The following is a 25,155-nucleotide window of genomic DNA, read 5'->3' as shown; positions in this document are numbered from 1 at the left end:
ATGGAGAACCGAGTGATCCTCCAAGGGTAAAGGATGGGCAAAGAAGTGTCCGGCCTCGGTCCGGTTCAGTCCCGCAGCGCCCGGAGCACCGGCGCGAAGGCCTCCATGGACGGCTCCAGGACCGTCAGGTACGAGAAGCCGAACCGCTCGCGATGCGCCCGCAGCCGCCCGGTGATCTCCTCCAGGGGGCCGATCAGGACGATGGGCAGGGCCAGCACCTGATCCGCGGTCAGGTGCGGGAGCCGTTCGAGGAGCGGGCGGACCGCGGCCTCGGGGTCGTCGGTGACGACGACCTGCTGGACGAGAAGGTTGAGCTCCGCCGGCTCCTCGCGGCCGGCCGCGAACTCCCGGTAGCGCGCCACACGCTCGTCGAGCTCGTCCGCGGTGATCGGGTCGAGCTGCCCGGAGGCGCTGCCCGGCACCGCCCGCGCGCCCGTGAACGCCGCGATGTCGGCGTGCTCGGCGGTCAGGCGCAGCATCCGGTCCCCGTTGGCGCCGATCAGCAGCGGAACCCCGGGCCTCTGGACCGGCCGCGGCCGGTGCTCCGCGGAGCCGAGCAGCCGGTTCAGCTCCTGGACCGTGTGCCGCAGGTGGTCGACACGTTCGCGCGGGGAGCCCCAGGGCAGCCCGGCGCTCTCGTGCTCCGCCCGTACGTATCCGGTGCCCAGGCCCAGTTCGAGGCGGCCGCCCGTCAGCGCGTCGGTCGTCGCGACCTCGCGGGCCAGCAGCGCCGGATTCCAGAAGCCGGCGTTGAGCACGAACGTGCCCAGCCGCGGCCGCTCGGTCGCCTCGGCGGCGGCCACCAGCGCCGGGAAGGGCGCCGGCATCCCGAGGTGGTCGGGGACCAGGATCACGTCGTAGCCGAGCTCCTCCGCCCGGCGGCACTTGGCCCGCCACTCGCGGCCGGGCGCGGGCTCCAGCAGATTGACCCCGAAACGGAACGGACGCGGCATGAACTTCCCCCGGTGACAGGCGATTTCGGCTTCCGCCGCGATTCCATCACTCGTGCGCGATGGCCGCCAGCACGTTCATGCGCGACGCACGCAACGCGGGCAGCAGGGCCGCCACCACCCCGACGACCGCCGAGCCGATCACCACCGCCACGATCGTGCCCCACGGGATCGCCAGCGCCTTCATGCCCTGCAGCGCCAGCACCTGCTGGACGCACAGCCCCCAGACCAGGCCGAGCCCCAGCCCGAGCACCGCGCCGAACACGGCGATCACCACCGACTCCAGCCGGATCATCCGGCGCAGCTGCCGGCGGGCGAGCCCGATGGCGCGCAGCAGCCCGATCTCCCGGGTCCGCTCCACCACCGACAGGGCGAGGGTGTTCACCACGCCCAGCACCGCGATCACGATCGCGAGCCCCAGCAGCGCGTAGACGAGGTAGAGCAGCACCGCGATCTGGTCGTGCACCAGCTTCTTGTAGTCGGCCTGGTCGCGGACCTGCACCTGCGGATACGCGGCGAGGGTCTTCTCCAGCCGGGAGCGCAGCTCACCGGCGCCCGTGCCGGGGGCCGCGTTCACGTACAGGGCCGCGTCCGGTGTGCCGGGCACGAACCTCTCCACCGTGTCCAGGCCGAAGTACACCCCGCCCTGCACCCCGAACCCCTCGGCGTTGTCCTGGTCGGTCAGCGCGCTCACGGTCAGACGCGTGCGGCGCCCGCCCTGGAACTCGAAGGGCAGCACGCTGCCCAGCCGCACCCGGTGCTTGCGCGCGAAACCGGAGTCCATGGCGACATGCCCGCCGGCCAGCGCGGCGGCCGTGTCACCGGCCGCGTACGTGAGGTGGGCGACGGCGTCCAGCTGCGGGTCGTACCCGGACGCGGTCGTCTCCACCCGCCTGCCGTCCGGCAGTCGCACCGCCACCGCCGCGAACCTCTGCCGTACGACCGTGCCGGCGCCCCGCGTGCCGCGCACCCGGTCCGTGACCTCCCGCGAGAACGGCAGGAAGTTGCGGTTCTGCACCACGAAGTCGGCACCGAGCGTCTTGTCGATCTGGTGGTCGAAGGACCGGTTCATCGAGGCGCTGGCCACCGACATCCCGCCGACCAGGGCCAGGCCGACCATCAGGGCGGCCGCGGTGGCACCCGTACGGCGCGGATTGCGCAGGGCGTTGCGCTGGCTCATCCGGCCGATCGAGCCGAACAGCGCGGGGAACGCCCCGCCCAGCACCCGGATCAGCGGACGGACCAGGAGCGGCCCGGCGATCACCGTCGCGACGAGAGTGAGGACGACCCCGAGCCCCAGCAGGGAGGCGGCGGTCGCGGTCCGGCCGGCGAGGGCGCAGCCCGCCAGCGAGGCCGCGCCGGCCGCCCCGAGGACCGAGCCGACCACCGCCCGCACCCGCAACGGGCGCCCCGCACCGGCGACCTCGGCTTCCGCCAGGGCGGCCATGGGGGAGACGGCCGCGGCGCGCCGGGCCGGGAGATAGGCCGCCACGAAGGTGACGCCGACGCCGACGACGTACGCGGCGAGGGGAGTGGTCCACCCGATGACCATCTCGGTGGTCTTCAGGTTCATGCCGAAGGCGCCCATGAGCCTGATCAGACCGGCCGCCAGCCCGATACCGGACGCGAGGCCCAGCGTCGAGCCGACCAGGCCGAGCAGCACCGCCTCGGTCAGCACCGACCGGCGCACCTGGCGCCGGTCGGCCCCCAGGGCGCGCAGCAGACCCAGCTCGCGCGTGCGCTGGGCGATGAGCATCGAGAAGGTGTTGACGATCAGGAAGATGCCGACGAGCACCGCGATCCCGGCGAAGCCGAGCATGACGTACTTGATGACCTTGAGGAACCCGCCGAGGTCGGCGGCGGCCGACTTGGCGTGCTCGGCGGCCGTCCGCAGGTCGTAGGTCCCGCTGCCGACCGCCGCGGCGAGGCGGCTCTTGAGCTCGGTGTCGGTGACCCCCTTCGCCGCGTCGACCGAGATGCTCGTGGCCCGGTCCGGGGAGCCGAGCAGCCGGGTCTGCGCGGTCGGCGTGTCGAGGAAGAGCCGGGCGGCGCCCGGGTTGGTGGTGGTGAAGGTGGCGATGCCGACCACCCGCACCCGGAACGTGCCCGGCGGCGCCTGCACCGTCAGCACGTCCCCGACCCGCACACTCCGGTGCCGGGCCGTGTCGGCGTCCAGGAGGGCCTCACCGCCGCCCCGCGGGGCGTGACCCGAGGTCAGCCGGACCGGGCTGCGCCGGGTGGGCTCCCAGTTCGAGGCGATGGTCGGGGCACCCGTGGTCGGCCCGACCGGCTCGTTCCTGCTGTTGATCACCACCACGTTCTGGATCGCCGCGTCCACATGGGTCGCCGCGACCCCGTCGACCTTCGCCAGCCGCTCGGCGAGCGCGGCGGGCACGGTCTGCACCGCGCCGGTCGGCACGGACGACCTCAGGTCCCGCTTCGGCTCCACCGTCACATCGGCGGAGGTCGAGGCGAAGAGGCGGTCGAAGGTGCGGGCGACCGTGTCGGAGAAGATCAGGCTGCCCGCGACGAACGCCACGGACAGGATCACGGCCAGGGCCGAGAGCAGCAGCCGCCCCTTGTGGGCCAGGAAGCTGCGGAGCGTCGCCTTGAGCACGGGTCAGGCCTCCTCGGGGACGGCGGCGTCCCCGTCGAACCGGCCCCGGATCACGTCGAACCGCTTCATCCGCTCCAGCACCGCCTCCGCCGTCGGATGCTCCATCTCGTCCACGATCCGCCCGTCGGCGAGGAAGAGCACCAGGTCGGAGTGGGCGGCGGCACCCGGGTCGTGGGTCACCATGACGACCGTCTGGCCGAGTTGGTCGACGGCCTCGCGCAGGAAGCCGAGCACCTCCAGACCGGCCCGCGAGTCGAGGTTTCCGGTGGGCTCGTCCGCGAAGATCAGCTCGGGGCGCGAGGCGAGCGCCCGCGCGCAGGCGACGCGCTGCTGCTGTCCGCCGGAGAGCTGGGCGGGCCGGTGCCCGAGCCGGTCCCGCAGGCCCAGCGTGTCGATGACCTGGTCCAGCCACTTCGGATCGGGCCGCTTGCCCGCGATGTCCATCGGCAGGGTGATGTTCTCCAGGGCGTCCAGCGTGGGGATGAGGTTGAACGACTGGAACATGAACCCGATCCGGTCCCGCCGCAGCCGGGTCAGCTCCCGGTCCTTCAGCCCGGTGATCTCGGTGCCGCCGAGCCACACCTGCCCCGCCGACACGGTGTCCAGCCCGGCCAGGCAGTGCATCAGGGTGGACTTCCCGGAGCCGGACGGCCCCATGACCGCGGTGAACCTCCCGCGCGCGATGTCCACGTCCACGGAGTCCAGCGCGAGCACGGTGGTCTCGCCCGAGCCGTACGCCTTGGTCAGACCTCGGGCGCGGGCCGCGATCCGGTCGGCCGGCGCCCCGTCCGGCGCAGCGGGTGTGGGCACGGCGGCCTCCTCGGTGATCCTGCGACCCTGCACGTTCTGGCTCATGTACTGCTTTGTCCCCGGCCGAGCGTAGTGTGACCGGGTCCACAGCCGGTATCCCCCGTCCGGTATCCCCCGTTGAGCCGAGACGGTCGGGTTCCCGGCCCGGAGCGGCGCGCCGGCGCGCGAGCGGTACCGGGGCACGACGCCGTCCGTGCCGAATGGGACGGGGGATTGCGACGCCGTCCGTGCCGGGGCGTACGGGGATGACGAGGCCTGTGGTCAGGACCGGGCGGTGGGTGTGCCGGTTTCGGGAGGCCAGGCGGTGCCCAGCACGCAGTACGAGGTGGGCAGCGCCGGACCCCTCTCCGGCATCAGCACTCGGCGGTAGGGGCCGAGCCGGAACCCGGCGTCGCGCAGGGCGGCGACCGGGTCGCGGCCCAGATGGCAGCCACCGCTCAGCGGTGGCCACAGGGTGCGGTCCAGCGCCCGCTGGGTGAACCTCATGACCCGGCCGCCGCCCCTGCCGTGCTCGAAGAACCGCACCTCGCCGCCCGGCCGCAGCACCCGCCGCGCCTCGGCGAGGGCGCGCGGCACGTCGCGCACACTGCACAGCACCAGCGCGAGCACCACCGCGTCGAAGGCCTCGCTCTTCACCGGCAGGGCCTCCGCGGCGCCGGGCACCACGTCGACCGGGACGTCGGCGCGCAGCGCGGCCTCCGCGGCACGCTGCCGCAGCAGACGTTCAGGTTCGATCGCGACGACCTCCGAGACCGTGCCCGGATAGTGCGCGAAGTTCAGGCCGTTGCCCGCGCCGATCTCGATGACGCGCCCGGTCAGCCCGGCGAGCAGCCTCTCGCGCACCCCGGCCATGCCCAGCCGGGTCTCGGCGGCCACGCTGACGCGGGCGTAGTAGCGGGCGAACAGCGGATGGTGGACGGGGTCCCGGGCCGGCTTGCCGGAACCGGTGGACCGCAGCCGCATGGCGACCTCCCGGACAGGACGGGGCTACGGAGATTCTCCCCCGCAGGGCCGCGCCACACGCCCGTCCGCACCGACGGCCCGCAACGACCGGCGGGCCCGCAGGGCGCGGGAGTCCGGCAACGCGAGGTCCCCCGGCCCCGCGGTCCCGCCGGACCGCACGGACCAACGTCTCCGACGCGAACACCCGGCTGTACAGGCGCCCCTGGGAAGGACGCCCCGCCGCACCGGCGTCCCTCGGGCGAACGGCGGTCGGCTCGTCATCGAGCCGACCCCCGGCTGCACCGGCGTCTCCGGGGCGAACGCCCGGCCGTACCGGTGTCCCTCGGGGGAACGCTTCCGGTTCGCCCTGGGGGGAACGCCCCTGTACTGGCGCCCCACAGGCGAATGCCCGGCTGTACCGGCGTCGTCGAGGACAGGAGCCCGGCGACGCCGACGGCGCGCGCCTCTCGCCTGGTGTGCCGGCGTCTCCGGGACGAGCGGCCCGGCTGTACAGGCGCCCCCGAGGCCAGAGTCCCGCTACGTCAACGGCGCCGGTGCCTCCCGGGTCGTGAAGGACTCCGCCTCCCAGCGGCCGTTGAGACGGGGCGCCAGCCAGTTCGGGGCCGCCGCCCGGAAGGCGTCGGGGGCCAGGGCGCCGGCGCCCGCGGGCAGCGCGCCGAGCAGGGGCGCCCCGGCCACGTGGGGCAGGTCGGCGAGGTTGCAGCGCGAGGCGAGATCGGGTTCGTCGGGCCAGCTGCCGATCACGACGCCGAGCAGGTCCAGTTCCCGGGTCCGCAGTTCACGCGCCGTCAGCTCCGTCGTGTTCAGCGTGCCCAGCCCGGCCGACGCGACGACGAGGACCGGCGCCCGCAGCAGCCGGGCCGCGTCCGCGAGCGTGCCGCCCGCCGCGTCGAACCGTACGAGCAGTCCGCCCGCGCCCTCGACCAGCACCAGGTCGTGCTCGGTGGCCAGCTTGGCGGCGGTCTCGGCCACCTCCTGCGGACGGACCGGCGTCCGCCCGGACCGCCGCGCGGCCGTCGCGGGCGCCAACGGCTCCGGGTAACGGGCGAGTTCGCGGGCCGTCACTCGCCCCGCCAGCCGCGCCACCTCGTCGGCGTCGCCGCGCTCGTCCGGCCTCACGCCCGTCTGGGCGGCCTTGAGCACGGCCACCGACCGGCCCGCCGCGACCGCGGCGGCGGCCACGGCGGCCGTCGTGACCGTCTTGCCGACCTCCGTGCCCGTGCCCGTGATCACCAGTATCGGCATGTCATCCCTCCCGCGCCGCCGCGCACACCGCGCGCGTGACGCGCGCCAGATCCGCGTCGTCCGTGACGTACGGCGGCATCGTGTAGATCAGGTCCCGGAAGGGCCGCAGCCACACGCCCTCGCGCACTGCGGCCCGCGTCGCCGCCGCCATGTCGACGTCGTGGTCGAGCTGCACCACCCCGATGGCGCCCAGGACGCGTACGTCGTGGACCCCTTCGAGCTCCGCGGCGGGAGCCAGCCCGGCCCGCAGTCCCGCCTCGATGCGCTTGACCTCCGCCCGCCAGTCCTGGCCGAGCAGCAGCTCGATCGAGGCGCACGCCACGGCCGCCGCCAGCGGATTGCCCATGAAGGTGGGGCCGTGCGCCAGCACCGGCACCTCGCCGCGCGAGATCCCGTCGGCCACGCGCGCGGTGCACAGAGTGGCCGCCATCGTCATATAGCCACCGGTCAGCGCCTTGCCCACACACATCACGTCCGGTGTCACGGCGGCGTGCTCCGCCGCGAACAGGGCGCCGGTGCGCCCGAACCCGGTCGCGATCTCGTCGAAGACCAGGAGTACGTCATGGGCGTCGCACGCCTCGCGCAGCACCCGCAGGTAGGCGGGGGAGTGGAACCGCATCCCGCCCGCGCCCTGCACCACCGGCTCGACGATGACGGCGGCCAGCTCATCCGCGTGCCGCTCGATCAGCTCGTGCAGATGGGCGGCGTAGGCCTCCTCGTACCCGGCCGGGGGCGCGTCCGCGAACACCTGACGCGGCAGCACCCCGGTCCACAGCTCGTGCATCCCGCCCTCGGGATCGCACACGGACATCGGCTGCCAGGTGTCGCCGTGGTAGCCGCCCCGCCAGGTGAGCAGCCGCCGCTTGTCCGGGCGGCCGAGCGAGCGCCAGTACTGCAGGCACATCTTGGCCGCCACCTCGACCGACACCGAACCGGAGTCGGCGAGGAAGACATGCTCGAGTCCCTCCGGCGACATGTCGACAAGGAGCTTCGCGAGTCGGACGGCGGGCTCGTGGGTGAGCCCGCCGAACATCACATGACTCATCCGCGCCAGCTGCGCGCGGGCCGCCTCGTTGAGCACGGGGTGGTTGTAGCCGTGGATCGCCGACCACCACGACGACATGCCGTCGACCAGTTCGCCCGCGCCGTCGGCGAGCGTCAGCCGCACCCCGCTCGCCGACTCCACGACCAGCGGCTCCTGCCGGCCGGGCATCGGACCGTACGGATGCCACACGTGCCGCCGGTCCAGCTCCAGCAGGTCGGGCACGCGCCGGCCGGACGGATCAGGCATTGGGCGCGAGGTCCGTTCCGGCCCCCCGGCGGCGTACGGCGACCAGGTCGGTGCGCGGCTCACCGGCGGCAGGCGCCGGCGCCGGGGCGGTACCGCAGACCCCGCCGCCCTCGTGCGACCCGCATCCGCCGCTCTCCCGGGACCCGCAGCCCTCGCCCGCGTCCACGCCCTCGCCGGACTCGTTCCCGGCACCCGCGTGCGCACCGCAGCCCACGCCCGCGCTCTCGTGCGAGCCGCAGCCGCCGCCGGCCGTCGCGCGGTGCTCCGGCAGCGTGACCTGCTCGGCGCCCTCCACCTCGAATCCGGCGTCCGCGATCATGTCCAGGTCGGCCTTGCCCGCCTGGCCCTCGCTGGTGAGGTAGTCGCCGAGGAAGATGGAGTTGGCCAGGTGCAGGGCCAGCGGCTGCATGCTGCGCAGGTGGACCTCGCGGCCGCCCGCGATGCGCACCTCCACGTCCGGGCAGACGAACCGCGTCATGGCCAGGATCCGCAGGCAGCGCTGCGGGCTGAGGTTCCACTCCTGGGCGAGCGGGGTGCCCTCGAACGGGATCAGGAAGTTCACCGGAACGGAGTCCGGGTCCAGCGCGCGCAGCGAGAAGACCACGTCGACGAGGTCCTCGTCGCTCTCGCCCATGCCGGCGATCAGACCGGAGCAGGCGGACAGCCCGGCCGCGTGCGCCTTCTGCACCGTGTCCACCCGGTCGGCGTAGGTGTGGGTGGTGGTGATGTCGCCGTACGTCGCCTCGGAGGTGTTCAGGTTGTGGTTGTAGGCGTCGGCGCCGGCCTCGCGCAGCCGCTCGGCCTGGCCGTCGGAGAGCAGGCCGAGGCAGGCGCACACCTCGACGCCCTCGTTCTGGTCCTTGATGGCCTTGATGGTCTGGGAGACCCGGTCCACGTCCCGGTCCGTCGGGCCGCGCCCGCTCGCCACCAGGCAGACCCGCTTGGCGCCTCCGGCCAAGCCGGCGGCGGCCGCCTGGGACGCCTCGTCCGGCTTGAGCCAGGTGTACTTGAGGATGTCCGCCTTGGAGCCGAGCCGCTGGGAGCAGTAGGAGCAGTCCTCGGGGCACAGGCCGGACTTGAGGTTGACGAGATAGTTGAGTTTCACCCGTCGGCCGAACCAGTGGCGGCGTACCTTTCCGGCCGCGGCCACCACATCGAGCAGGTCGTCGTCGGAGGTGGCAAGCACGGCCAGAGCTTCCTCGCGGGTCGGCAGCTCGCGCCGAAGCCCCTTGTCCACCAGCGTGTTCAGCAGGTCCATGAGAGCCGATCCTGTCCTACGGGGGTGCCCCGGGCCAAGGAGAGTTTGCACAACAGCGACCGATCGACGTGTGGGTATTGCCACACCATGGGGTGTCGGCCGTGCCGCTAGGGTCTGTCCACCGCCTACAAAAGCCCCGGAGGACCCATGGCGTTCCGCTGGATCGACGAGCAGGCCCGGGCGCGCCGCCGTGCCGGACTCGTCCGGACCCTGCGGCCCCGTCCGGCCGAGTCGCCGCTGCTGGACCTCGCGAGCAACGACTACCTGGGGCTGGCGCACCACCGGGAGGTCACGGAGGGGGCGGCGGACGCGGCTCGTACCTGGGGCGGCGGCGCCACCGGCTCGCGGCTGGTCACCGGCACGACCGAACTGCACACCGAACTCGAACGGGAACTGGCCGACTTCTGCGGCTTCGAGGCGGCGCTGGTCTTCTCCTCCGGATACGCCGCCAACCTCGCCGCGGTCACCGCGCTCGCCCCCCACGGCTCGCTGATCGTCTCCGACGCCGGCAACCACGCCTCGCTGATCGACGGCTGCCGGCTGGCCCGTGGCACCACCCAGGTCGTGGAGCACGCCGACCCGGAGGCGGTGCGCAAGGCCCTGGGCACGCACGACGGGCCCGCGGTGGTCGTGTCGGACACCGTCTTCTCGGTCGACGGGGACGCGGCCCCCCTGGCCGGACTCGCCGCCGCCTGCCGGGAGCACGGCGCCGGGCTGGTCGTCGACGACGCGCACGGCCTGGGCGTGCTCGGCGCCGGTGGGCGCGGCGCCCCGCACGCGGGGGGACTCGCGGGCGCCGACGACGTGGTCGTGACGGTCACGCTGTCCAAGTCGCTCGGCAGCCAGGGCGGCGCCGTGCTCGGGCCCGCCCGGGTGATCGACCATCTGGTCAACGCGGCCCGCACCTTCATCTTCGACACCGGGCTCGCCCCCGCGGCGGTGGGCGGCGCCCTGGCGGCGCTGCGGCTGCTGCGCCGGGAGCCGGAGCGGGCGGCCCGGGCGCGTGCGGTGGCGGCCGAGCTGCACGCCCGCCTGACCGCCGAGGGCCATCAGGCGGTACGTCCGGACGCCGCGGTCGTCTCCGTACGGGCACCGTCCTCGGAGGCGGCCGTGCGGTGGGCGGCCGACTGCCGTACGGCGGGCCTGGCCGTGGGCTGCTTCCGTCCTCCTTCCGTGCCCGACGGCATCTCACGGCTCAGGCTGACCGCCCGCGCGGACCTCTCATCGGCGCAGATCGAACGCGCTGTTCGGGTGATCGGCGGGACGCGACCATGAGTCGGCGTGACACGGCCGTTTCTCGCGCGATGCGGATGTGGTCAGTCGGTTCGGGGGTACGGGATGTACGTCGGGGGTGTACGGCGGTCCGTCACCGCAGCGCGGGGAGGAACCCCGCCCAGCTCTCGGGGGCGAAGAGCAGCGCCGGCCCGGCCGGGTTCTTCGAGTCGCGCACGGCGAGCAGACCGGCTCCGGGGCCGGAGCGCGGCGTGGCCGTCTCGACGCAGTTGTTCGCTCCCGTGCTGTAGCTGCTGCGCAGCCATCGCACGCCGTGCAGATCGGTACTGGAGGGTACGTTCCGAGGCAGAGCAGACATGGTGCCTCCCAGCGCTGTCAGGCGCCCTCACCCATCGCGGCGATGAAATCCAACGAGTCCTCGGGGGAAAGGGCGTGGATTTGAAGGGTGTTGAAGGCCTCGGTGTAGGCCTCTAGGTCTTCTTTCCGTTCGAGATAGAGGCTACTCGTCAAGTGGTCGAGGACAACCACATCCAGATCAGAAGTGCTCAGGAATGAGAAAATAACGAAAGGCCCGGTGATGCCGACGTGCGCCCCGGCGCCGAACGGCAGGACCTGGAGCCGCACTTGGGGCAGACGCGCCGCCTCCACCAGCCGGTGCAGCTGTCGCGTCATCACCTCGGGCCCGCCGACCTCACGGCGCAGCACGGCCTCGTCCAGCACCGCGGTCAGTTCCAGCGGCGGCCGCGCGCGCAGCACGTCCTGCCGGGCCAGCCGCACCTCCACCAGCGCGTCCAGGCGTTCGTCGTCGAGCCCCTCGACAGCGGCACGGGTCACCGCGCGGGCGTATTCGGGGGTCTGGAGCAGTCCGGGGACGACCGAGGTCTCCAGGGTGCGCATCCCGCTTGCCTGGGACTCCAGGCTGATGAAGTCCCGGTAGGTGGGCGGCAGTACACCGCGGTACGCGTGCCACCAGTGATGTCGGCCCCCGCCGTCCTCGGACCCGGCCAGCACTATCAGCAGCTCGCGCAGCTGGGCATCCGCGACGGCGTAGGCGTCCAGAAGCAACCGCACGTCGGCCGGTTTGACCCCGCTGGCCCCGGTCTCGATCCGGCTGACCTTCGACTGGTGCCAGCCCACCAGCCGGGCCGCCTCACCGCTGGTGAGACCCGCACCGGTGCGCAGCGCGCGCAGTTCGGCGCCCAGTTTCCGACGGCGCACCGCGGGACCGTTCTGCATGCGCTCCCACCTACTCCCTCCAGGCCGCCCAAATACGCTCTGCCGTCGCAGAGTTCACCGCTTCGAGCGACAGATATATGCATATCCTGGTGGATCGCCACCGCGAGCGACGCGGTAATGGCAGTCTGACGACGAAGCACCAGTCCGGGACCGTACTCGAACCATCCGCTCCGTGTCGGACTGCGGTCCCGTGGGAAAGGGACGACGCCGCCATGGCAGACCATCTGGAAGCATCCGTCACTCTGCCGAGCGATCCGGCCTCGGTCGCCGCGGCCCGCGCCTTCGTGGTGGGCATCCTGGCGGAGTGGGGCCTGCCGTCGGACTCGGAGACCGCCGACACCGTCCGCCTCATGGTGTCCGAACTCGCCACCAACGCCGTGCAGCACACGTTCGGGCAGTCGCCCACCTTCACGGTGGACCTGGTGCTCGCCCGCGAGGAGCAGTTGCGCATCGGGGTCACCGACAGCCACCCGCGGTTCCCGAAACGACTCCCGGCCGCCGTCCAGCAGGACAACGGCCGGGGCATGGTGATCATCCGGTGGCTCACCGTCGAGTGTGGCGGCAGTATGACCGTGCGGCCCACCCCCGAGGGCGGCAAGACCGTCTGCGTCGAGCTTCCGTGGACGGCGCGGGTCCGTCCGGGTCCGGTCCCGGCCGCCGGTCAGCAGGAGCCGTAGGGCGGCGGCCTGCGGGGGCCGGACGGAGCGGGCCCGACGGGGGACCGCGGGGCCGGGGTCCTACAGGGCCCGCGGAGGGCGTGCGAAGCGGTCGGCGCGGGCCGTGACGGAGCCGGGGCGCCGGACGCCCCGGCGGGTGGTGACGGCGCCCTGGGCGCCGTCACCGTGTCCAGCAGGGTCAGCTGACCCGGCCGTACCAGACGCTCCGCGTCCAGATCCTCTCCAGCCTCACCACGTCCCCGGTCTTCGGTGCGTGCCAGATCTTGTTGTGACCCGCATAGATGCCGACGTGGTACACGTTGGAGCCCGAGTGGAAGAACACCAGGTCCCCGGCCCGGCGGCTCTTCGCGGAGATGTGGTGGGTCTTGTTGTACTGCTGGGCGGCGGTGCGGGGCAGCTTCTTGCCCGCCTTCTTGAACGAGTAGAGCGTCAGCCCCGAGCAGTCGAACCTCCGCGGGCCCGACGCGCCCCACTTGTAGGGGGCGCCCTTCTTGGAGGCCGCGACCTGGAGGGCCTTCGTCGCCGTCGTGGCGGCCGCGGCGTCGGTGGCGAAACCCGGGACCACGATGGAGCCGCCCACGGCGGCAATGGTCAGCGCCGAGGCGGTGCCGGCCCGGGCCATCAGCGACGGGACACGATTGAGCGCAGTCATGCGCAACCCTTCGTCAACCGCCTGTGAAGGATGACCTGTCGGATTCGGGCTGGCGAAGTAGCCCGGCCGCGTTGCCGCGGCTTCACCCCAAGGGCTGCTCGGCCCGGCCATGGTGTGACCGTTCCGGCGACCCGTCGTGCTTGGGTCCTCCACTCCTGCCGATGCACTTCTGTCGACCGGTCATCCGGGCGGCGGCAGGACTCGGCGTCCGCCCGGACCGCCCCGCCGTTGTGGCGGGGGCTTGTCGTCAGACAGGGATCTTCACCCACTCATGTCCGAAAATCCCAACGGAATCGGGGATTTGTGTTGTTACTCACCACTCACCCGTTCGGGTGGACACTCACACGATCGAATGAATGTCCCATCCCCTGACGACCCCCGGACCAGCACCGGAAGGGCCCATTCCGCCAACCGGGCGCGTGTGTTGCGCAACTCGGAGGGACCGGAAAAGGCAGCGCCACTTACGCCATTGAGCGGTAACCCGTTCGGCCCGTTTCGGGTCGGCCGCCAACGTCCCGTGCGGAGCGCGGACATGGCGGTCGGCGGAGTGCGGCGGCGCCCGCCGGGTCAGTCCGGCGGCAGCGTGACCCGGGCCGTGCGCCGCTCGCCGTCCAGCACGCGCAGCGCCCGCGCCAGGGTGTCCGAGTGCAGTTCCGTCTCGCCCCGCTCGTGCATCAGCGCCAGGGCGTCGCGCAGCTCGATCGTCCTGCGGACGAGGGCCTGAGCGGCTCTCAGGGCCCGGTAGGTGCCCTCGTGACGGGCGGGGTTGACACGGCCCAGCAGATCGACGGCGTCCAGGTAACGGTCGATCAGCTCGGCCTCCGCGCGCGTCAGTGCGGGCAGCGGCGGCAGCTCGGGAGGCAGCACCGGCGGCTCACCTCGCGTCCGGCGCGGTGGCGGGGCCCTTGCGGCTCTCGACGATCCGGTCCACCAGCCCGTACTCCAGCGCGCCCCGGGCGTCGAGGACCGTCGTCCGTTCGAGGTCCGCGCGTACCTGCTCCCGTGTCCGTCCGGTGTGCCGGGCGAGCAGCTCCTCCAGGCGGGCCCGGGTCCGCAGCAGTTCCTCGGCCCGGATGGCCAGGTCGGACGCCTGACCCTCCGTCGGCTCGGGCAGAGCGGGCTGGTCGAGGACCACACGCGCGCCCGGCAGCGCGTACCGCTTGCCCGGGGTGCCCGCCGCCAGCAGCAGCGCGGCGGACGAGGCGACCTGGCCCAGGCAGATCGTCTCCACGTCACAGGTCACGAAGCGCATCGTGTCGTAGACGGCCGTCGCCGCGGTGAACGAGCCGCCGGGGGAGTTCAGGTACAGCGAGATGTCCCGGTCGGGGGACTGGTGTTCGAGGTGGACGAACTGCGCCGCCACGTCGTTCGCCGCGGTGTCGTCGACCGGGGTGCCGAGGAGGACGATCCGCTCCTCGAGCAGCCTGGAGTACGGATCCAGGGTGCGCCGGCCGGCGCTGGTGTGCTCGGTGAACTCCGGCAGGACGTAGCGGGCGGACGGTCGGATCATGACGTACCCCTCCATGCGACTGGCCGTGGCCGGCAGAGCTGCTGTCTGTAAAAAATGTACAGGACGTACGTAAGCCGGTGGAGGTCGCCGGGCCGTGCGGGAGGGCGCCGGGTCGTGCGCGGCGCTCTCCTGCGCGAAGCTGGGGGCACGGCCTCTCGACCACCCAGAGGACTGCCATGGCGTTCTCCGAGACTTCCCGGCGGCACCCCCGCCCGCGGCCGCCCGTCTCCGGCCTGGCGCGGGAGAACGAGCTGCTGCGCGAGGAGGTCGCCCAGCTGACGTGCGCCCTGACCTCGCGCGCCGTCATCGACCAGGCCATCGGCGCCGTGGTGACCCTCGGCCGGATCGCGCCCGAGGACGCCTGGCAGGTCCTGAGGGACGTCTCCCAGCACACCAACACCAAGGTGCGCACGGTCGCCGAGCACGTGCTGAAGTTCGCCCAGGGCGGCGCCCTGCCGGACCCCGAGCTGGACGAGCTGAGAAAGGCCCTCGGCCGGCGCACCCTGCGCTTCCGGGGCGGAGGGCGCGAGCGCTGAAGGCGGACGGAAAGGCCCGTAGGCTGGAGGTATGGCCTACGAGATTCCGGTGACGCAAGCCAGGGCTGAACTCGCCGACCTGATCAACCGGGTGGTGTACGGCGGTGAGCGCGTGGTGGTCACGCGGCACGGCAAGCCGCTGGTCGCCCTGGTCTCGGCCGCCGACCTCGCACGGCTGGACGAACTGGACGAGTCCGCCGCGCAGTCCGCCGACGGGCAGGTGGCCAGTGCGGTCTCCCGGGTCCGTGACCTGCCGTCCGCACCCCGGGAGCGGCAGGGCTTCGGCATCACGGCCGAGCACCGGGGGCCGGACTCCCGGTAACGGTGACGCGGCGCCCGCGCCTGGAGGCGCGTAACGAACGGACCGGCTCCCGGTCATGAGGAGCCCAAGGTCCGGTTAACGTCGCCGAAACTCCGGCGAACTAACCTGCCCCTCCACGCCACCTGGGGTTTTTCCGTCCGGATTGCCGAAGATCGCGCAGTTCGTCCGTGTGTTACACCTGTCCCCCTGGCGGTGGCTGCGGCAACCGGACCCCGCACGGTCCGGAGCGAGGACTGTGAGGTGGGCACGTGCAACTGACCCCGCACGAACAAGAGAGGCTGCTCATCCATGTGGCGGCCGACGTGGCCGAGAAGCGCCGGGCCCGCGGGCTGAGACTGAACCACCCCGAAGCGATCGCGCTCATCACCTCGCACATCCTCGAGGGCGCCCGCGACGGGCGCACCGTCGCCGAGCTGATGGCGTCCGGCCGCAAGCTGCTGACCCGGGACGACGTCATGGAAGGCATCCCGGAGATGATCCACGACGTCCAGGTGGAGGCCACCTTCCCGGACGGCACCAAGCTCGTCACCGTCCACGAGCCGATCGTCTGAGGGGGCACCGGTGATTCCCGGAGAGATCCTGTTCGCCGAGGGGCCGATCGTCTGCAACGAGGGCCGCGAGGTCACCGCGCTGACCGTCCTCAACGCGGCCGACCGGCCGGTCCAGGTCGGCTCCCACTATCACTTCGCCGAGGCCAACCCCGGCCTGGACTTCGACCGCGCCGCGGCCCGAGGCAAGCGGCTGAACGTCGCCGCGGGCACCGCCGTGCGCTTCGAGCCCGGCATCCCCGTCGACGTCGAACTCGTGCCGCTCGCCGGCGCCCGTGTGGTGCCCGGGCTGCGCGGGGAGACCGGAGGTGCCCTCGATGCCTGAGATCTCGCGCGCCGCCTACGCCGACCTGTTCGGCCCCACCACCGGCGACCGCATCCGGCTCGCCGACACCGACCTGCTGATCGAGATCGAGGAGGACCGCTCCGGCGGCCCGGGACTCGCCGGGGACGAGGCCGTCTTCGGCGGCGGCAAGGTCATCCGCGAGTCCATGGGCCAGTCCCGCGCCACCCGGGCGGACGGCACCCCCGACACCGTCGTCACCGGCGTCGTCGTCGTCGACCACTGGGGAATCGTCAAGGCCGACGTCGGCATCCGCGACGGGCGGATCACCGGCATCGGCAAGGCGGGCAACCCCGACACCATGGACGGGGTCCACCCCGACCTGGTACTCGGTCCGGAGACCGAGGTCGTCGCAGGCAACGGGCGGATCCTCACCGCAGGCGCCATCGACGCGCACGTGCACTTCATCTGCCCGCAGATCGCCGACGAGGCGCTCGCCGCGGGCATCACCACACTCGTCGGCGGCGGCACCGGGCCCGCGGAGGGCTCGAAGGCGACCACCGTGACGCCCGGCCCCTGGCATCTGGCCCGCGTGCTGGAGGCGCTGGAGGCCCACCCGCTCAACATCGGCCTGCTGGGCAAGGGCAACACCGTCTCGCACGAGGCGATGCTCTCCCAGATCCGTGGCGGGGCGCTGGGCCTGAAACTGCACGAGGACTGGGGTTCGACGCCCGCCGTCATCGACGCCGCGCTCACCGTCGCCGACCGGACGGGCATCCAGGTCGCCATCCACACGGACACGCTGAACGAGGCCGGGTTCGTGGGCGACACCCTCGCCGCGATCGGCGGACGCGGCATCCACGCGTACCACACCGAGGGCGCGGGCGGCGGACACGCCCCGGACATCATGACCGTGGTCTCCGAACCGCACGTGCTGCCGAGCTCGACGAACCCGACTCGGCCCTTCACCGTCAACACCGCCGAGGAACACCTCGACATGCTGATGGTGTGCCACCACCTGAACCCGGCGGTTCCCGAGGACCTGGCCTTCGCGGAGTCGCGGATCCGCCCGTCGACCATCGGCGCGGAGGACATCCTGCACGACCTGGGCGCCATCTCCATCATCTCCTCCGACTCCCAGGCCATGGGCCGGGTCGGCGAGGTCGTCCTGCGCACCTGGCAGACCGCGCACGTGATGAAGCGGCGCCGGGGCGCGCTGCCGGGCGACGGACGTGCCGACAACCACCGGGTGCGCCGCTACGTCGCCAAGTACACGATCAACCCGGCGCTCGCCCAGGGCCTGGCCCGCGAGATCGGCTCCGTCGAGACCGGCAAGCTCGCCGATCTGGTGCTGTGGGAACCGGCGTTCTTCGGCGTCAAGCCGCACCTCGTCATCAAGGGCGGGCAGATCGCGTACGCGCAGATGGGCGACGCCAACGCCTCCATCCCGACACCGCAGCCGGTGCTGCCCCGGCCGATGTTCGGGGCGATCGGGCGGGCGCCCGCGGCCAACTCGGTCAACTTCACGGCACCGCTCGCGATCGAGGACGGGCTGCCGGAGCGGCTCCAGCTCGGCAAGCGGTTCGTCGCGATCGAGTCGACCCGCCGGGTGACCAAGGCGGACATGCGCGAGAACGACGCGCGGCCCCGGGTCCAGGTCGACCCCGACAGCTTCGCCGTGCACATCGACGGGGAGCTGGTCGAGGCGGCCCCGGCGGCCGAACTGCCCATGGCCCAGCGTTACTTCCTGTTCTGATGTCCAGGGCAGCGCTTCTCGTCCTGGCCGACGGCCGCTTTCCCGCCGGGGGGCACGCGCACTCCGGCGGCGCCGAGGCGGCCGTCCGGGCCGGGCGCGTCACCGGTGCCGCGAGCCTGGAGGACTTCTGCCGCGGCCGGCTGCACACGGCGGGGCTGGTCGCCGCCGCCCTCGCCGCGGCGGCCGCGCTCGGCTGCGACCCCGGGGAACTGGACGCCGCCGCGGACGCGCGGACACCGTCCCCGGCGCTGCGGAACGCCGCCCGCAGACTGGGGCGGCAGCTGACGCGGGCGGCCCGCGCCACCTGGCCGTCGCCCGAACTCGACGCACTGCCCCGGGCGTTCCCGAAGGGCGCGCACCAGCCCGTGGTGCTCGGGCTCGTGGCACGGGCGGCAGGGCTGGCACCCGAGGACGCGGCGTACTGCGCGGCGTACGAGAGCGTCAGCGGTCCGGCCACGGCCACCGTGCGCCTGCTGAGCCTGGATCCCTTCGACGCCACGGCGGTACTGGCCCGGCTCGCGCCGGAACTGGACCGCACCGTGGACCGCGCGGTCGCGGCGGCGCGGCGCGTGCCGGAGGGCGGCGCGGACGAACTTCCCGCCGCCTCGGCGCCGTTGCTGGAGATCGACGCGGAGGAGCACGCCGCCTGGCCGGTGCGCCTCTTCGGCTCCTGAGTCCGTTCTCCTCTCCGTGTCGTGCCCCTCCCCGTGTTCCGCCCCTCCCCGTATTCCGTCCCTCCCTTCCGAGTCCTCGTCCCGAGTCAGTCCCGAGTCCCCGTCCCGAGTCCTCGTCCCGAGCCCGTCGTGGCCAGTCCTGGAGCCGCCCTCATGCATCTCGACCACGCCCGTCCGCACACCGGTCCCGCGGTCGGCGCCGACGCGCACCGGCCCGACGGCAGGCGCCGGGCCCTGCGGCTCGGCCTCGGCGGACCCGTCGGCTCCGGGAAGACCGCCACCGTCGCCGCACTGTGCCGGGTCCTGCGCGACGAGTTCTCCCTCGCCGTCGTCACCAACGACATCTACACGCGCGAGGACGCCGAGTTCCTGCTGCGCGAGGCCGTGCTGCCGCCCGAGCGGATCACGGCCGTGGAGACGGGCGCCTGCCCCCACACGGCCATCCGGGACGACATCTCGGCCAACCTGGAGGCGGTCGAGGACCTGGAGGACACGGTGGGCCCGCTGGACCTCGTCCTCGTGGAGTCCGGCGGGGACAACCTCACCGCCACCTTCTCCAAAGGGCTCGTCGACGCGCAGATCTTCGTGATCGACGTGGCGGGCGGCGACGACGTCCCGCGCAAGGGCGGACCCGGTGTGACCACCGCCGACCTGCTCGTCGTCAACAAGACCGACCTCGCCCCGTACGTCGGCTCCGACCTGGCGCGGATGGCCGCCGACGCCGAGACCGCCCGCGCCGGGCTACCGGTCGTCCTGCAGTCCCTGCGCGGCGAGGACGGCGTGCGGGAGGTCGCCGACTGGGTGCGGGCCCGGCTGGCCGCGTGGACCGCGTGACCGCCACCGGCGTCCGGGCCACCGCACGGATCGTCGCCGAGGACGGCGGCCGGCACGGCACGTCCCTGCCCGTCCTCGCGGGCGAGGGCCCCCTCGCCCCGCGGCGCACCCGCTCGGAGTCCGAGGAGGCGCGGATCGTGCTCGTCGGCGCGATGAGCGGCCCGCTCGGCGGCGACCACTTCACGGTCGAGGCACACGTGTGTTCCGGAGCCCGGCTGCGGGTCGGTTCGGCCGCCGCCACGATCGCGCTGCCGGGCCAGAGCAAGGGCGAGGCCCGGTACGACGTACGGCTGACGGTCGACGACGGGGGAGAACTGCGCTGGCTGCCCGAGCAGTTGATCTCCGCCCGGGGCAGCGATCTGCACGTCACCACCCGCGTCGACCTGGCGCCGACGGCCCGGCTCGTGCTGCGCGAGGAGCAGGTGCTCGGACGCGCGGGCGAGGAACCCGGACGTCTCACCAGCCGTCTCGCAGTACGGATCGCCGGGCGTACCGTGCTCGACCAGGAACTGAGCTGCGGGCCCGGCGCGCCGGGTGGCTGGGACGGGCCGGCCGTCCTCGGAGGACACCGGGCCGTGGGGCAACTCGTCCTGGTGCGGCCCGAGTACGCTGTCCAGCCGGTCACACCCCGGACGGTGGGCGAGAAAGCCGCCCTCGTCCCGCTCGCCGGTCCGGCAGCCCTGGTGACCGCGGCGGCCCCGGACGCACGGCTGCTGCGCCGGACGCTGGACGAGGCGCTGGCGGAGCTCGGCTGACCCTCCGTCGGGACTCCGCTCAGCGGGACTCCGCGCGCCGGTTATCGGATTGGCAAAGAAGGTCAACGAAGTCTGTTCCCGGGCACCTCGCAGCCGCAAGGATCCTTCCCTACTATTCGCAACGATGTACGGGGAGATCCCACTTGAGGGACATGAGACGTAAGAGCCGTGTGGCGGCGCTCGGTTCGGCCGGCGCCCTCGTCACGGCCACCCTGATAGCCGGCGCGGTGTCGGCGCCCGCGGCGAGCGCGAACAACCGCCAGGGCCAGGACCGCGAGGCGCGCGGCGCGGCGATCGCCGCGGCCCGTGCCGCGAAGGCCGGCATCGACTGGCAGGACTGCCCCGCCGACTGGGGGCTCGCCAAGCCCATCCAGTGCGGCTGGGTCACCGTGCCGGTCGACTACGCGAAGCCCTTCGGCAAGCAGATCAAGCTGGCGGTGGACCGTATCGGGAACACCGGCACCCCGCAGGAGCGCCAGGGCGCGCTCGTGTACAACCCCGGTGGTCCGGGCGGCTCCGGTCTGCGCTTCCCGACCCGCGTCACCAACAAGAGCGCGGTCTGGGTGAACGTGGCGAAGGCCTACGACTTCGTCGGCTTCGACCCGCGCGGCGTCGGCCACTCGGCGCCCATCTCCTGCATCGACCCGCAGGAGTTCGTCAAGGCGCCCAAGGCCGACCCGGTCCCGGACTCCGAGGCCGACAAGCTCGCCCAGCGCAAGCTGGCCCGCGAGTACGCCGACGGCTGCTACGAGCGCAGCGGCGCGATGCTGCCGCACATGACGACCCCGAACACCGCGCGTGACCTGGACGTCATCCGCGCCGCGCTCGGCGAGAAGAAGATCAACTACCTGGGCGTCTCCTACGGCACCTACCTCGGCGCCGTCTACGGCACGCTGTTCCCCGGCCACGTCCGCCGCATGGTCGTCGACAGCGTCGTCAACCCGGCGCGGGACAACATCTGGTACCAGGCCAACCTCAACCAGGACGTCGCCTTCGAGGGCCGCTGGAAGGACTGGGAGGACTGGGTCGCCAAGAACGACGCGGCCTTCCACCTGGGCACCACCCGCGACGCCGTCCAGGCGAAGTGGCTCCAGCTGCGCGCCACCGCCAAGAAGAACCCGATCGGCGGGGTCGTCGGCCCGGCCGAACTGATCGGCTTCTTCCAGAGCGCGCCGTACTACGACTCCGCGTGGGTGCCGATCGCGACGGTGTTCAGCAAGTACGTCGCCGGCGACACCCAGGCCCTGGTCGACGCGGCCGCCCCCGACATGTCGGACACCGCCGGCAACATCGCCTCGGAGAACGGCAACGCCGTCTACACGGCCGTCGAGTGCACCGACGCCAAGTGGCCCACCAGCTGGCAGCGCTGGGACCGGGACAACACGCGGCTCAACAAGGACTACCCGTTCATGACCTGGGCCAACGCGTGGATGAACCTGCCCTGCGCGACCTGGCCGGTCAAGCAGCGGACGCCGGTCGACGTCAAGACCGGCCCGGGCCTGCCGCAGGTCCTGATCGTGCAGTCCACCAACGACGCCGCCACCCCGTACGAGGGCGCCGTCGAGCTGCACAAGCGCTTCAAGGGCTCCCGCCTGATCACCGAGAAGGGCGCCGGCTCGCACGGCGTCACCGGTCTGGTCAACCCGTGCATCAACCCCCGGGTGGACGCCTACCTGCTCACCGGCAAGGTGGACGACGCGGACGTGACCTGCACGCCGCACGCCACGCCGCAGCCGTGACCGGGTGAACACCTGAACACCGAGGGCCGGCCGGGAAAACCGGCCGGCCCTTCCCCGTGCCCGGCGACAGGAGCCGGTGGTCAGCCGAGCGGCGCGCGGGGGAACCTGCGCTCCTTGGCGCCCTGCGCGGCGGCCTGCTCGGCCTTGGCGTCGGCCGCGTACTGGTCGACGTACTCCTGTCCGGACAGTGCCAGGATCGCGTACATGATCTCGTCGGTGACGGCGCGCAGGACCGCCTTCTCGTCCTCCATGCCGAGGTAGCGCGAGAAGTCCAGGGGCTCACCGAAACGGATGGCGACGGGGCGGATGTGCGGGATCACCCGCCCGGGCGGCTGCGCCTCGAAGGTGCCGATCATGGCGCAGGGGACGACCGGCACCCGGGCCTTGAGCGCCATCACCGCCACACCGACCTTGCCCTTGTACAGGCGCCCGTCGTGCGACCGGGTTCCCTCCGGGTAGATGCCGAGCAGTTCCCCCTTGCCGAGCACCCCGAGCCCCTCCCGGATCGCGGCCTGACCGGCCTCCTTGCCGGAGCGGTCGACCGGGATCTGCCCGGCGCTGCGGAAGAAGGCGGCCGTGAGCCGGCCCTTGATGCCCGGCCCGGTGAAGTACTCGGCCTTCGCAAGGAACGTGATGCGCCGTTTGAGGATCGCCGGCATCAGGAAGTGGTCCGAGAAGGACAGGTGGTTGCCGGCGACGATGGCCGGGCCGGACGCCGGCACGTGCTCCAGGCCCTCGATGCGTGGGCGGAATACCAGTCTCAGCAGCGGTCCCAGCAGCACGTACTTGAGCAGGTAGTAGAACAAGGCGTCGCTCCTCACTCGTGCAGATCGGCTCGACCGCCGCGTTCTCGCAGGTCAACCGGCATGTCGTGGGGTGCCAGTGTAGGTGCGTGCACGGGTGGGCGGAACCGGTCCGGTCGTACCCATGCTGACCTAGTGCCCGCGCTTCTGACGGTGCATCAGTGCGGCAATCGGGGTGTCGTTCACGCGGGTGGGGAGGACCGCCGGACCAGGGTGCTGCTACTCGCCGGTAGAGATCAACCTGAACGCGGATCGTGGCGTGATCAGGGGGATGGGTGGCGGACATGGGCCTCTTGCCGCGGTAAACGCTTCGCCCAGGTTCCGGCAACATCTCGCGACAGCGCATTCCGGCCCCGGCCTCTGGGTAACACTGAGCGGCGGAGGGGGGACGAGCGCGGCGGCGCTTGGCCGGCACGCCGTCCCGCGAGGTCGCGCCGTCCTGGGGAAGGCGGCGGGGGGAACGACGGGGGGACGCATGACGCAGTCGCTTCCGGGGCAACGACCTGCCCGGACAAAGAAGTTCACCGGACGCTCGGAGCATCCGGTCGTGATCGTCGGAGCCGGCCCGTACGGGCTGTCGGTCGCCGCGCACCTGCGCGCCGCGGGCGTGCCGTACCGCATCTTCGGCGAGGTGATGGGCAGTTGGCGGCATGCCATGGCGACCGGCATGTTCCTGAAGTCGACGCCGGCCGCCACTGACCTGTCCGCACCCGAACCGGGTGGCCGGCTGGCGGACTTCCGCCTGCTGCACGGCGAGCCCGAGCTGACCGAGCTGACCCCGATCCCGTGCGACGTCTTCGTCCGCTACGGGCTGTGGTTCCAGAAGCGGTACGTCGGTGACGTGGAGCCCGCGCGGGTGGCGGCCGTCGACCGTGCCGCGGCCGGCGACGGCTTCGCGGTACGACTCGACGGCGGACGGGAGTTCACCGCCGCCGCGGTCGTCCTGGCGACCGGCCTGAGCGGACTGGCCCACGTACCCGGGGAACTGCGGCGTCTCGCCCCCGGGGCGCCGGGGCCGCGGACCCTGGTGTCGCACAGCAGCCACCACACCGACCTCTCCCGCTACGGGGGCCGGCGGGTCGCGGTGGTCGGCGGCGGTCAGTCCGCGCTGGAGAGCGCCGCGCTGCTGCACGAGGCCGGCGCCGAGGTGCGGGTGCTGGTCCGCGAGCGCCGGGTGCTGTGGGGCAGCGAGCCGGAACTTGTCCGGCCCTGGACACAGCGGATCGCCCGGCCCGCCTCGCCGCTGGGCACCGGCTGGGCCCTGGCCGCGGTCTGCAGGGCCCCCGGCGGGGTCCGGCGGTTGCCTGCGGCGGCCCGGCTGCTGCTCTTCCGGCGGGCACTGGGACCGTCCGGCGGCTGGTGGCTGCGGGACCGGGTCGAGGGCGTGGTGCCGGTGCACACCGCCTGCCGGGTCACCGGCGCCGAGGTGGTCGGGGACACCGCGCGCCTGCGCGTCACGGGCCCCGGCGCCCACTGCGACACCCTCGAGGCCGACCACGTCCTCGCGGCCACCGGTTACCGGCTGGACCTGGACGCCCTGCCCTTTCTGCGGCCTGCGGTGCGCGACGCGGTGGCGTGCGTACCGGGCTCCAAGGCTCCGGAGCTTTCGAGCGCGTTCGAGTCGTCGGTGCCCGGTCTGTACTTCACCGGCTCGCTGGCGGCGCCGATGTTCGGTCCGATGATGAGGTTCGTGGCGGGCACGGAGTACGCGGCCACGCGCATCGCCCGGCACACCGCTCCGCGGGTCGCCGCGCGCTGAAACGTGCGGTGTCCCGAAGCCGGGTGTCCCGAAGCCGGGTGTCTCGAAGCCCGGTGTCCCGAAGCCGGGTGTCCCGGGGCTCGGCGTTCCGGACGCGCCGCCTGGGAAGGTGCCGCGCCCCCGCCTGCCGAGCCCCGCGTGTGCCGTGCCGCGCGCGCCCGCGCCGCCCCGCGGGGCGGCACCAGCGTGACGAGGGCCTCACCCGGGCGGCGGCGGGTATCGCACGCCGGGAGGCGCGGCTCCGTAGGATGGCCCGCATGACCTCCAGCGCGCGCACCGGCCGTACGGCCCGCCCCGCCCGCTGGACCCTGCTCGTCCTGGCCGTGCTCACGGGCGTGCTCGCGATGCACGTCCTGACGCCGGCCGGCATGCCCTCGTCGGGGCAGCACAGCGAGACGACGACCGTGGAGACCGCCGGTCACCAGGCCATGTCCCGGCACGCCCCCGTGCACCTGCACGGCGATCCCTGCACCCACCTGACCGGCGGTGACCAGGACGGCATGGCCATGCAGCACGCCGGCGGGACCTGCGCCGCGGCCGGTACGTCCACGGCGTACGCGCCGCCCGCACTGCCCGAGGCACTCCTCGTGCCCGGCGGGCCGGCGGCCCCCGCCTCCGCCGGTGCGGCCGTCAGGGCCGCCGAGGGCCGGGCCCCGCCCGACCTGGCCAAGTTGCAGCTCCTGCGGATCTAGAGGCGCCCGCAC

At 73.0% G+C, this 25,155-nt stretch carries 26 protein-coding genes and 1 riboswitch; of the genes, 13 read left to right on the top strand and 13 right to left on the bottom strand.

The features are described 5' to 3' along the window. Window positions 1-65 precede the first annotated feature (65 nt). From ACF1A5_RS15720 to bioB, 7 genes are all read right to left on the bottom strand, one after another. Window positions 66-953, bottom strand: coding sequence for an LLM class F420-dependent oxidoreductase (locus tag ACF1A5_RS15720; protein ID WP_392193401.1), 888 nt, complete (start codon window positions 951-953; stop codon window positions 66-68). Between the two features lie 46 nt (window positions 954-999). Further along, a complete protein-coding gene (locus ACF1A5_RS15715) occupies window positions 1,000-3,567 on the bottom strand; it encodes an ABC transporter permease (RefSeq protein WP_392193400.1) in 2,568 nt (855 codons plus the stop codon). Between the two features lie 3 nt (window positions 3,568-3,570). After that, on the bottom strand, window positions 3,571-4,422 hold the full coding sequence (locus ACF1A5_RS15710) for an ABC transporter ATP-binding protein (RefSeq protein WP_392193399.1): 852 nt from the start codon (window positions 4,420-4,422) through the stop codon (window positions 3,571-3,573). A 216-nt stretch (window positions 4,423-4,638) separates the two neighbouring features. Beyond that, entirely contained in the window at window positions 4,639-5,340 is a 702-nt protein-coding gene (locus ACF1A5_RS15705; protein ID WP_392193398.1) for a class I SAM-dependent methyltransferase, read from the bottom strand. Between the two features lie 516 nt (window positions 5,341-5,856). Further along, on the bottom strand, window positions 5,857-6,585 hold the full coding sequence (bioD, locus tag ACF1A5_RS15700; protein WP_392193397.1) for a dethiobiotin synthase: 729 nt from the start codon (window positions 6,583-6,585) through the stop codon (window positions 5,857-5,859). Between the two features lies 1 nt (window position 6,586). After that, window positions 6,587-7,876 carry an adenosylmethionine--8-amino-7-oxononanoate transaminase gene (locus ACF1A5_RS15695; RefSeq protein ID WP_392193396.1) on the bottom strand — a complete coding sequence of 430 codons (1,290 nt, stop codon included), beginning with the start codon at window positions 7,874-7,876 and terminating at the stop codon, window positions 6,587-6,589. Next, a complete protein-coding gene (gene bioB / locus ACF1A5_RS15690; protein ID WP_392193395.1) occupies window positions 7,869-9,134 on the bottom strand; it encodes a biotin synthase BioB in 1,266 nt (421 codons plus the stop codon). Before bioB ends, ACF1A5_RS15695 begins: the two co-directional genes overlap by 8 nt. Window positions 9,135-9,281: 147 nt before the next feature. Between bioB and ACF1A5_RS15685 the strand changes: the two genes are divergently transcribed. Next, on the top strand, window positions 9,282-10,409 hold the full coding sequence (locus tag ACF1A5_RS15685; protein WP_392193394.1) for an 8-amino-7-oxononanoate synthase: 1,128 nt from the start codon (window positions 9,282-9,284) through the stop codon (window positions 10,407-10,409). 91 nt (window positions 10,410-10,500) lie between these two features. On the opposite strand, the gene ACF1A5_RS15680 is transcribed toward ACF1A5_RS15685, so the two are convergent. Together ACF1A5_RS15680 and ACF1A5_RS15675 are read right to left on the bottom strand one after the other, a co-directional pair. Next, window positions 10,501-10,725: a DUF397 domain-containing protein gene (locus tag ACF1A5_RS15680; RefSeq protein WP_392193393.1), complete on the bottom strand. Its 225-nt coding sequence runs from the start codon at window positions 10,723-10,725 to the stop codon at window positions 10,501-10,503. Window positions 10,726-10,742: 17 nt separating this feature from the next. After that, the gene (locus ACF1A5_RS15675; protein WP_392193392.1) at window positions 10,743-11,603 is read right to left on the bottom strand and encodes a helix-turn-helix domain-containing protein; all 861 of its coding nucleotides are present in this window, start codon (window positions 11,601-11,603) and stop codon (window positions 10,743-10,745) included. 212 nt (window positions 11,604-11,815) lie between these two features. On the opposite strand from ACF1A5_RS15675, the gene ACF1A5_RS15670 reads away from it, so the two are divergent. Beyond that, window positions 11,816-12,280 carry an ATP-binding protein gene (locus ACF1A5_RS15670; protein ID WP_392193391.1) on the top strand — a complete coding sequence of 155 codons (465 nt, stop codon included), beginning with the start codon at window positions 11,816-11,818 and terminating at the stop codon, window positions 12,278-12,280. 178 nt (window positions 12,281-12,458) lie between these two features. Here ACF1A5_RS15670 and ACF1A5_RS15665 read toward each other — a convergent pair whose 3' ends face one another. From ACF1A5_RS15665 to ACF1A5_RS15655, 3 genes are all read right to left on the bottom strand, one after another. Beyond that, window positions 12,459-12,932, bottom strand: a complete 474-nt coding sequence (locus tag ACF1A5_RS15665; RefSeq protein ID WP_392193390.1) for a C40 family peptidase — start codon at window positions 12,930-12,932, stop codon at window positions 12,459-12,461. A 3-nt stretch (window positions 12,933-12,935) separates the two neighbouring features. Continuing rightward, a riboswitch (cyclic di-AMP (ydaO/yuaA leader) is annotated at window positions 12,936-13,117 on the bottom strand. Window positions 13,118-13,499: 382 nt separating this feature from the next. Next, window positions 13,500-13,799: a hypothetical protein gene (locus ACF1A5_RS15660; RefSeq protein ID WP_392193389.1), complete on the bottom strand. Its 300-nt coding sequence runs from the start codon at window positions 13,797-13,799 to the stop codon at window positions 13,500-13,502. Window positions 13,800-13,806: 7 nt separating this feature from the next. Beyond that, a complete protein-coding gene (locus ACF1A5_RS15655) occupies window positions 13,807-14,442 on the bottom strand; it encodes an ATP-dependent Clp protease proteolytic subunit (protein ID WP_392193388.1) in 636 nt (211 codons plus the stop codon). Window positions 14,443-14,618: 176 nt separating this feature from the next. Here ACF1A5_RS15655 and ACF1A5_RS15650 point away from each other — a divergent pair, with 176 nt between their 5' ends. The 9 genes from ACF1A5_RS15650 to ACF1A5_RS15610 all read left to right on the top strand — a co-directional run bounded on the left by ACF1A5_RS15650 (window position 14,619) and on the right by ACF1A5_RS15610 (window position 21,889). Beyond that, window positions 14,619-14,978 (top strand): ANTAR domain-containing protein, encoded by a 360-nt coding sequence (locus tag ACF1A5_RS15650; protein WP_392193387.1) that lies wholly within the window; start codon window positions 14,619-14,621, stop codon window positions 14,976-14,978. A 31-nt stretch (window positions 14,979-15,009) separates the two neighbouring features. Beyond that, window positions 15,010-15,300, top strand: coding sequence for a type II toxin-antitoxin system Phd/YefM family antitoxin (locus ACF1A5_RS15645; protein WP_392193386.1), 291 nt, complete (start codon window positions 15,010-15,012; stop codon window positions 15,298-15,300). A gap of 248 nt (window positions 15,301-15,548) precedes the next feature. Beyond that, window positions 15,549-15,851, top strand: coding sequence for an urease subunit gamma (locus ACF1A5_RS15640; RefSeq protein WP_392193385.1), 303 nt, complete (start codon window positions 15,549-15,551; stop codon window positions 15,849-15,851). A 10-nt stretch (window positions 15,852-15,861) separates the two neighbouring features. Further along, entirely contained in the window at window positions 15,862-16,173 is a 312-nt protein-coding gene (locus ACF1A5_RS15635) for an urease subunit beta (RefSeq protein WP_392193384.1), read from the top strand. After that, on the top strand, window positions 16,166-17,887 hold the full coding sequence (locus tag ACF1A5_RS15630; RefSeq protein ID WP_392193383.1) for an urease subunit alpha: 1,722 nt from the start codon (window positions 16,166-16,168) through the stop codon (window positions 17,885-17,887). Before ACF1A5_RS15635 ends, ACF1A5_RS15630 begins: the two co-directional genes overlap by 8 nt. Beyond that, a complete protein-coding gene (locus tag ACF1A5_RS15625) occupies window positions 17,887-18,561 on the top strand; it encodes an urease accessory protein UreF (protein ID WP_392193382.1) in 675 nt (224 codons plus the stop codon). The genes ACF1A5_RS15630 and ACF1A5_RS15625 overlap by 1 nt, the downstream gene beginning before the upstream one ends. A gap of 153 nt (window positions 18,562-18,714) precedes the next feature. Then, a complete protein-coding gene (gene ureG, locus ACF1A5_RS15620) occupies window positions 18,715-19,395 on the top strand; it encodes an urease accessory protein UreG (RefSeq protein ID WP_392193381.1) in 681 nt (226 codons plus the stop codon). Next, entirely contained in the window at window positions 19,383-20,150 is a 768-nt protein-coding gene (locus ACF1A5_RS15615; protein WP_392193380.1) for an urease accessory protein UreD, read from the top strand. The genes ureG and ACF1A5_RS15615 overlap by 13 nt, the downstream gene beginning before the upstream one ends. A 152-nt stretch (window positions 20,151-20,302) precedes the next feature. Then, complete coding sequence (locus tag ACF1A5_RS15610; RefSeq protein WP_392193379.1) at window positions 20,303-21,889, top strand: alpha/beta hydrolase; 1,587 nt, start codon at window positions 20,303-20,305, stop codon at window positions 21,887-21,889. 80 nt (window positions 21,890-21,969) lie between these two features. Here the strand turns inward: ACF1A5_RS15610 and ACF1A5_RS15605 are convergent, their stop codons facing one another. After that, window positions 21,970-22,695: a lysophospholipid acyltransferase family protein gene (locus tag ACF1A5_RS15605; RefSeq protein ID WP_392193378.1), complete on the bottom strand. Its 726-nt coding sequence runs from the start codon at window positions 22,693-22,695 to the stop codon at window positions 21,970-21,972. 544 nt (window positions 22,696-23,239) lie between these two features. Here ACF1A5_RS15605 and ACF1A5_RS15600 point away from each other — a divergent pair. After that, window positions 23,240-24,451, top strand: coding sequence for an FAD-dependent oxidoreductase (locus tag ACF1A5_RS15600; protein ID WP_392193377.1), 1,212 nt, complete (start codon window positions 23,240-23,242; stop codon window positions 24,449-24,451). A gap of 257 nt (window positions 24,452-24,708) precedes the next feature. Then, complete coding sequence (locus ACF1A5_RS15595) at window positions 24,709-25,143, top strand: DUF6153 family protein (RefSeq protein ID WP_392193376.1); 435 nt, start codon at window positions 24,709-24,711, stop codon at window positions 25,141-25,143. Window positions 25,144-25,155: the final 12 nt, after the last annotated feature.

The organism is Streptomyces sp. NPDC014864 (genome assembly GCF_043081525.1).
Lineage (GTDB): Bacteria > Actinomycetota > Actinomycetes > Streptomycetales > Streptomycetaceae > Streptomyces.
The sequence above is the reverse complement of the archived record's forward strand: the minus strand, read 5'-3'. Positions and strand labels throughout refer to the sequence as shown.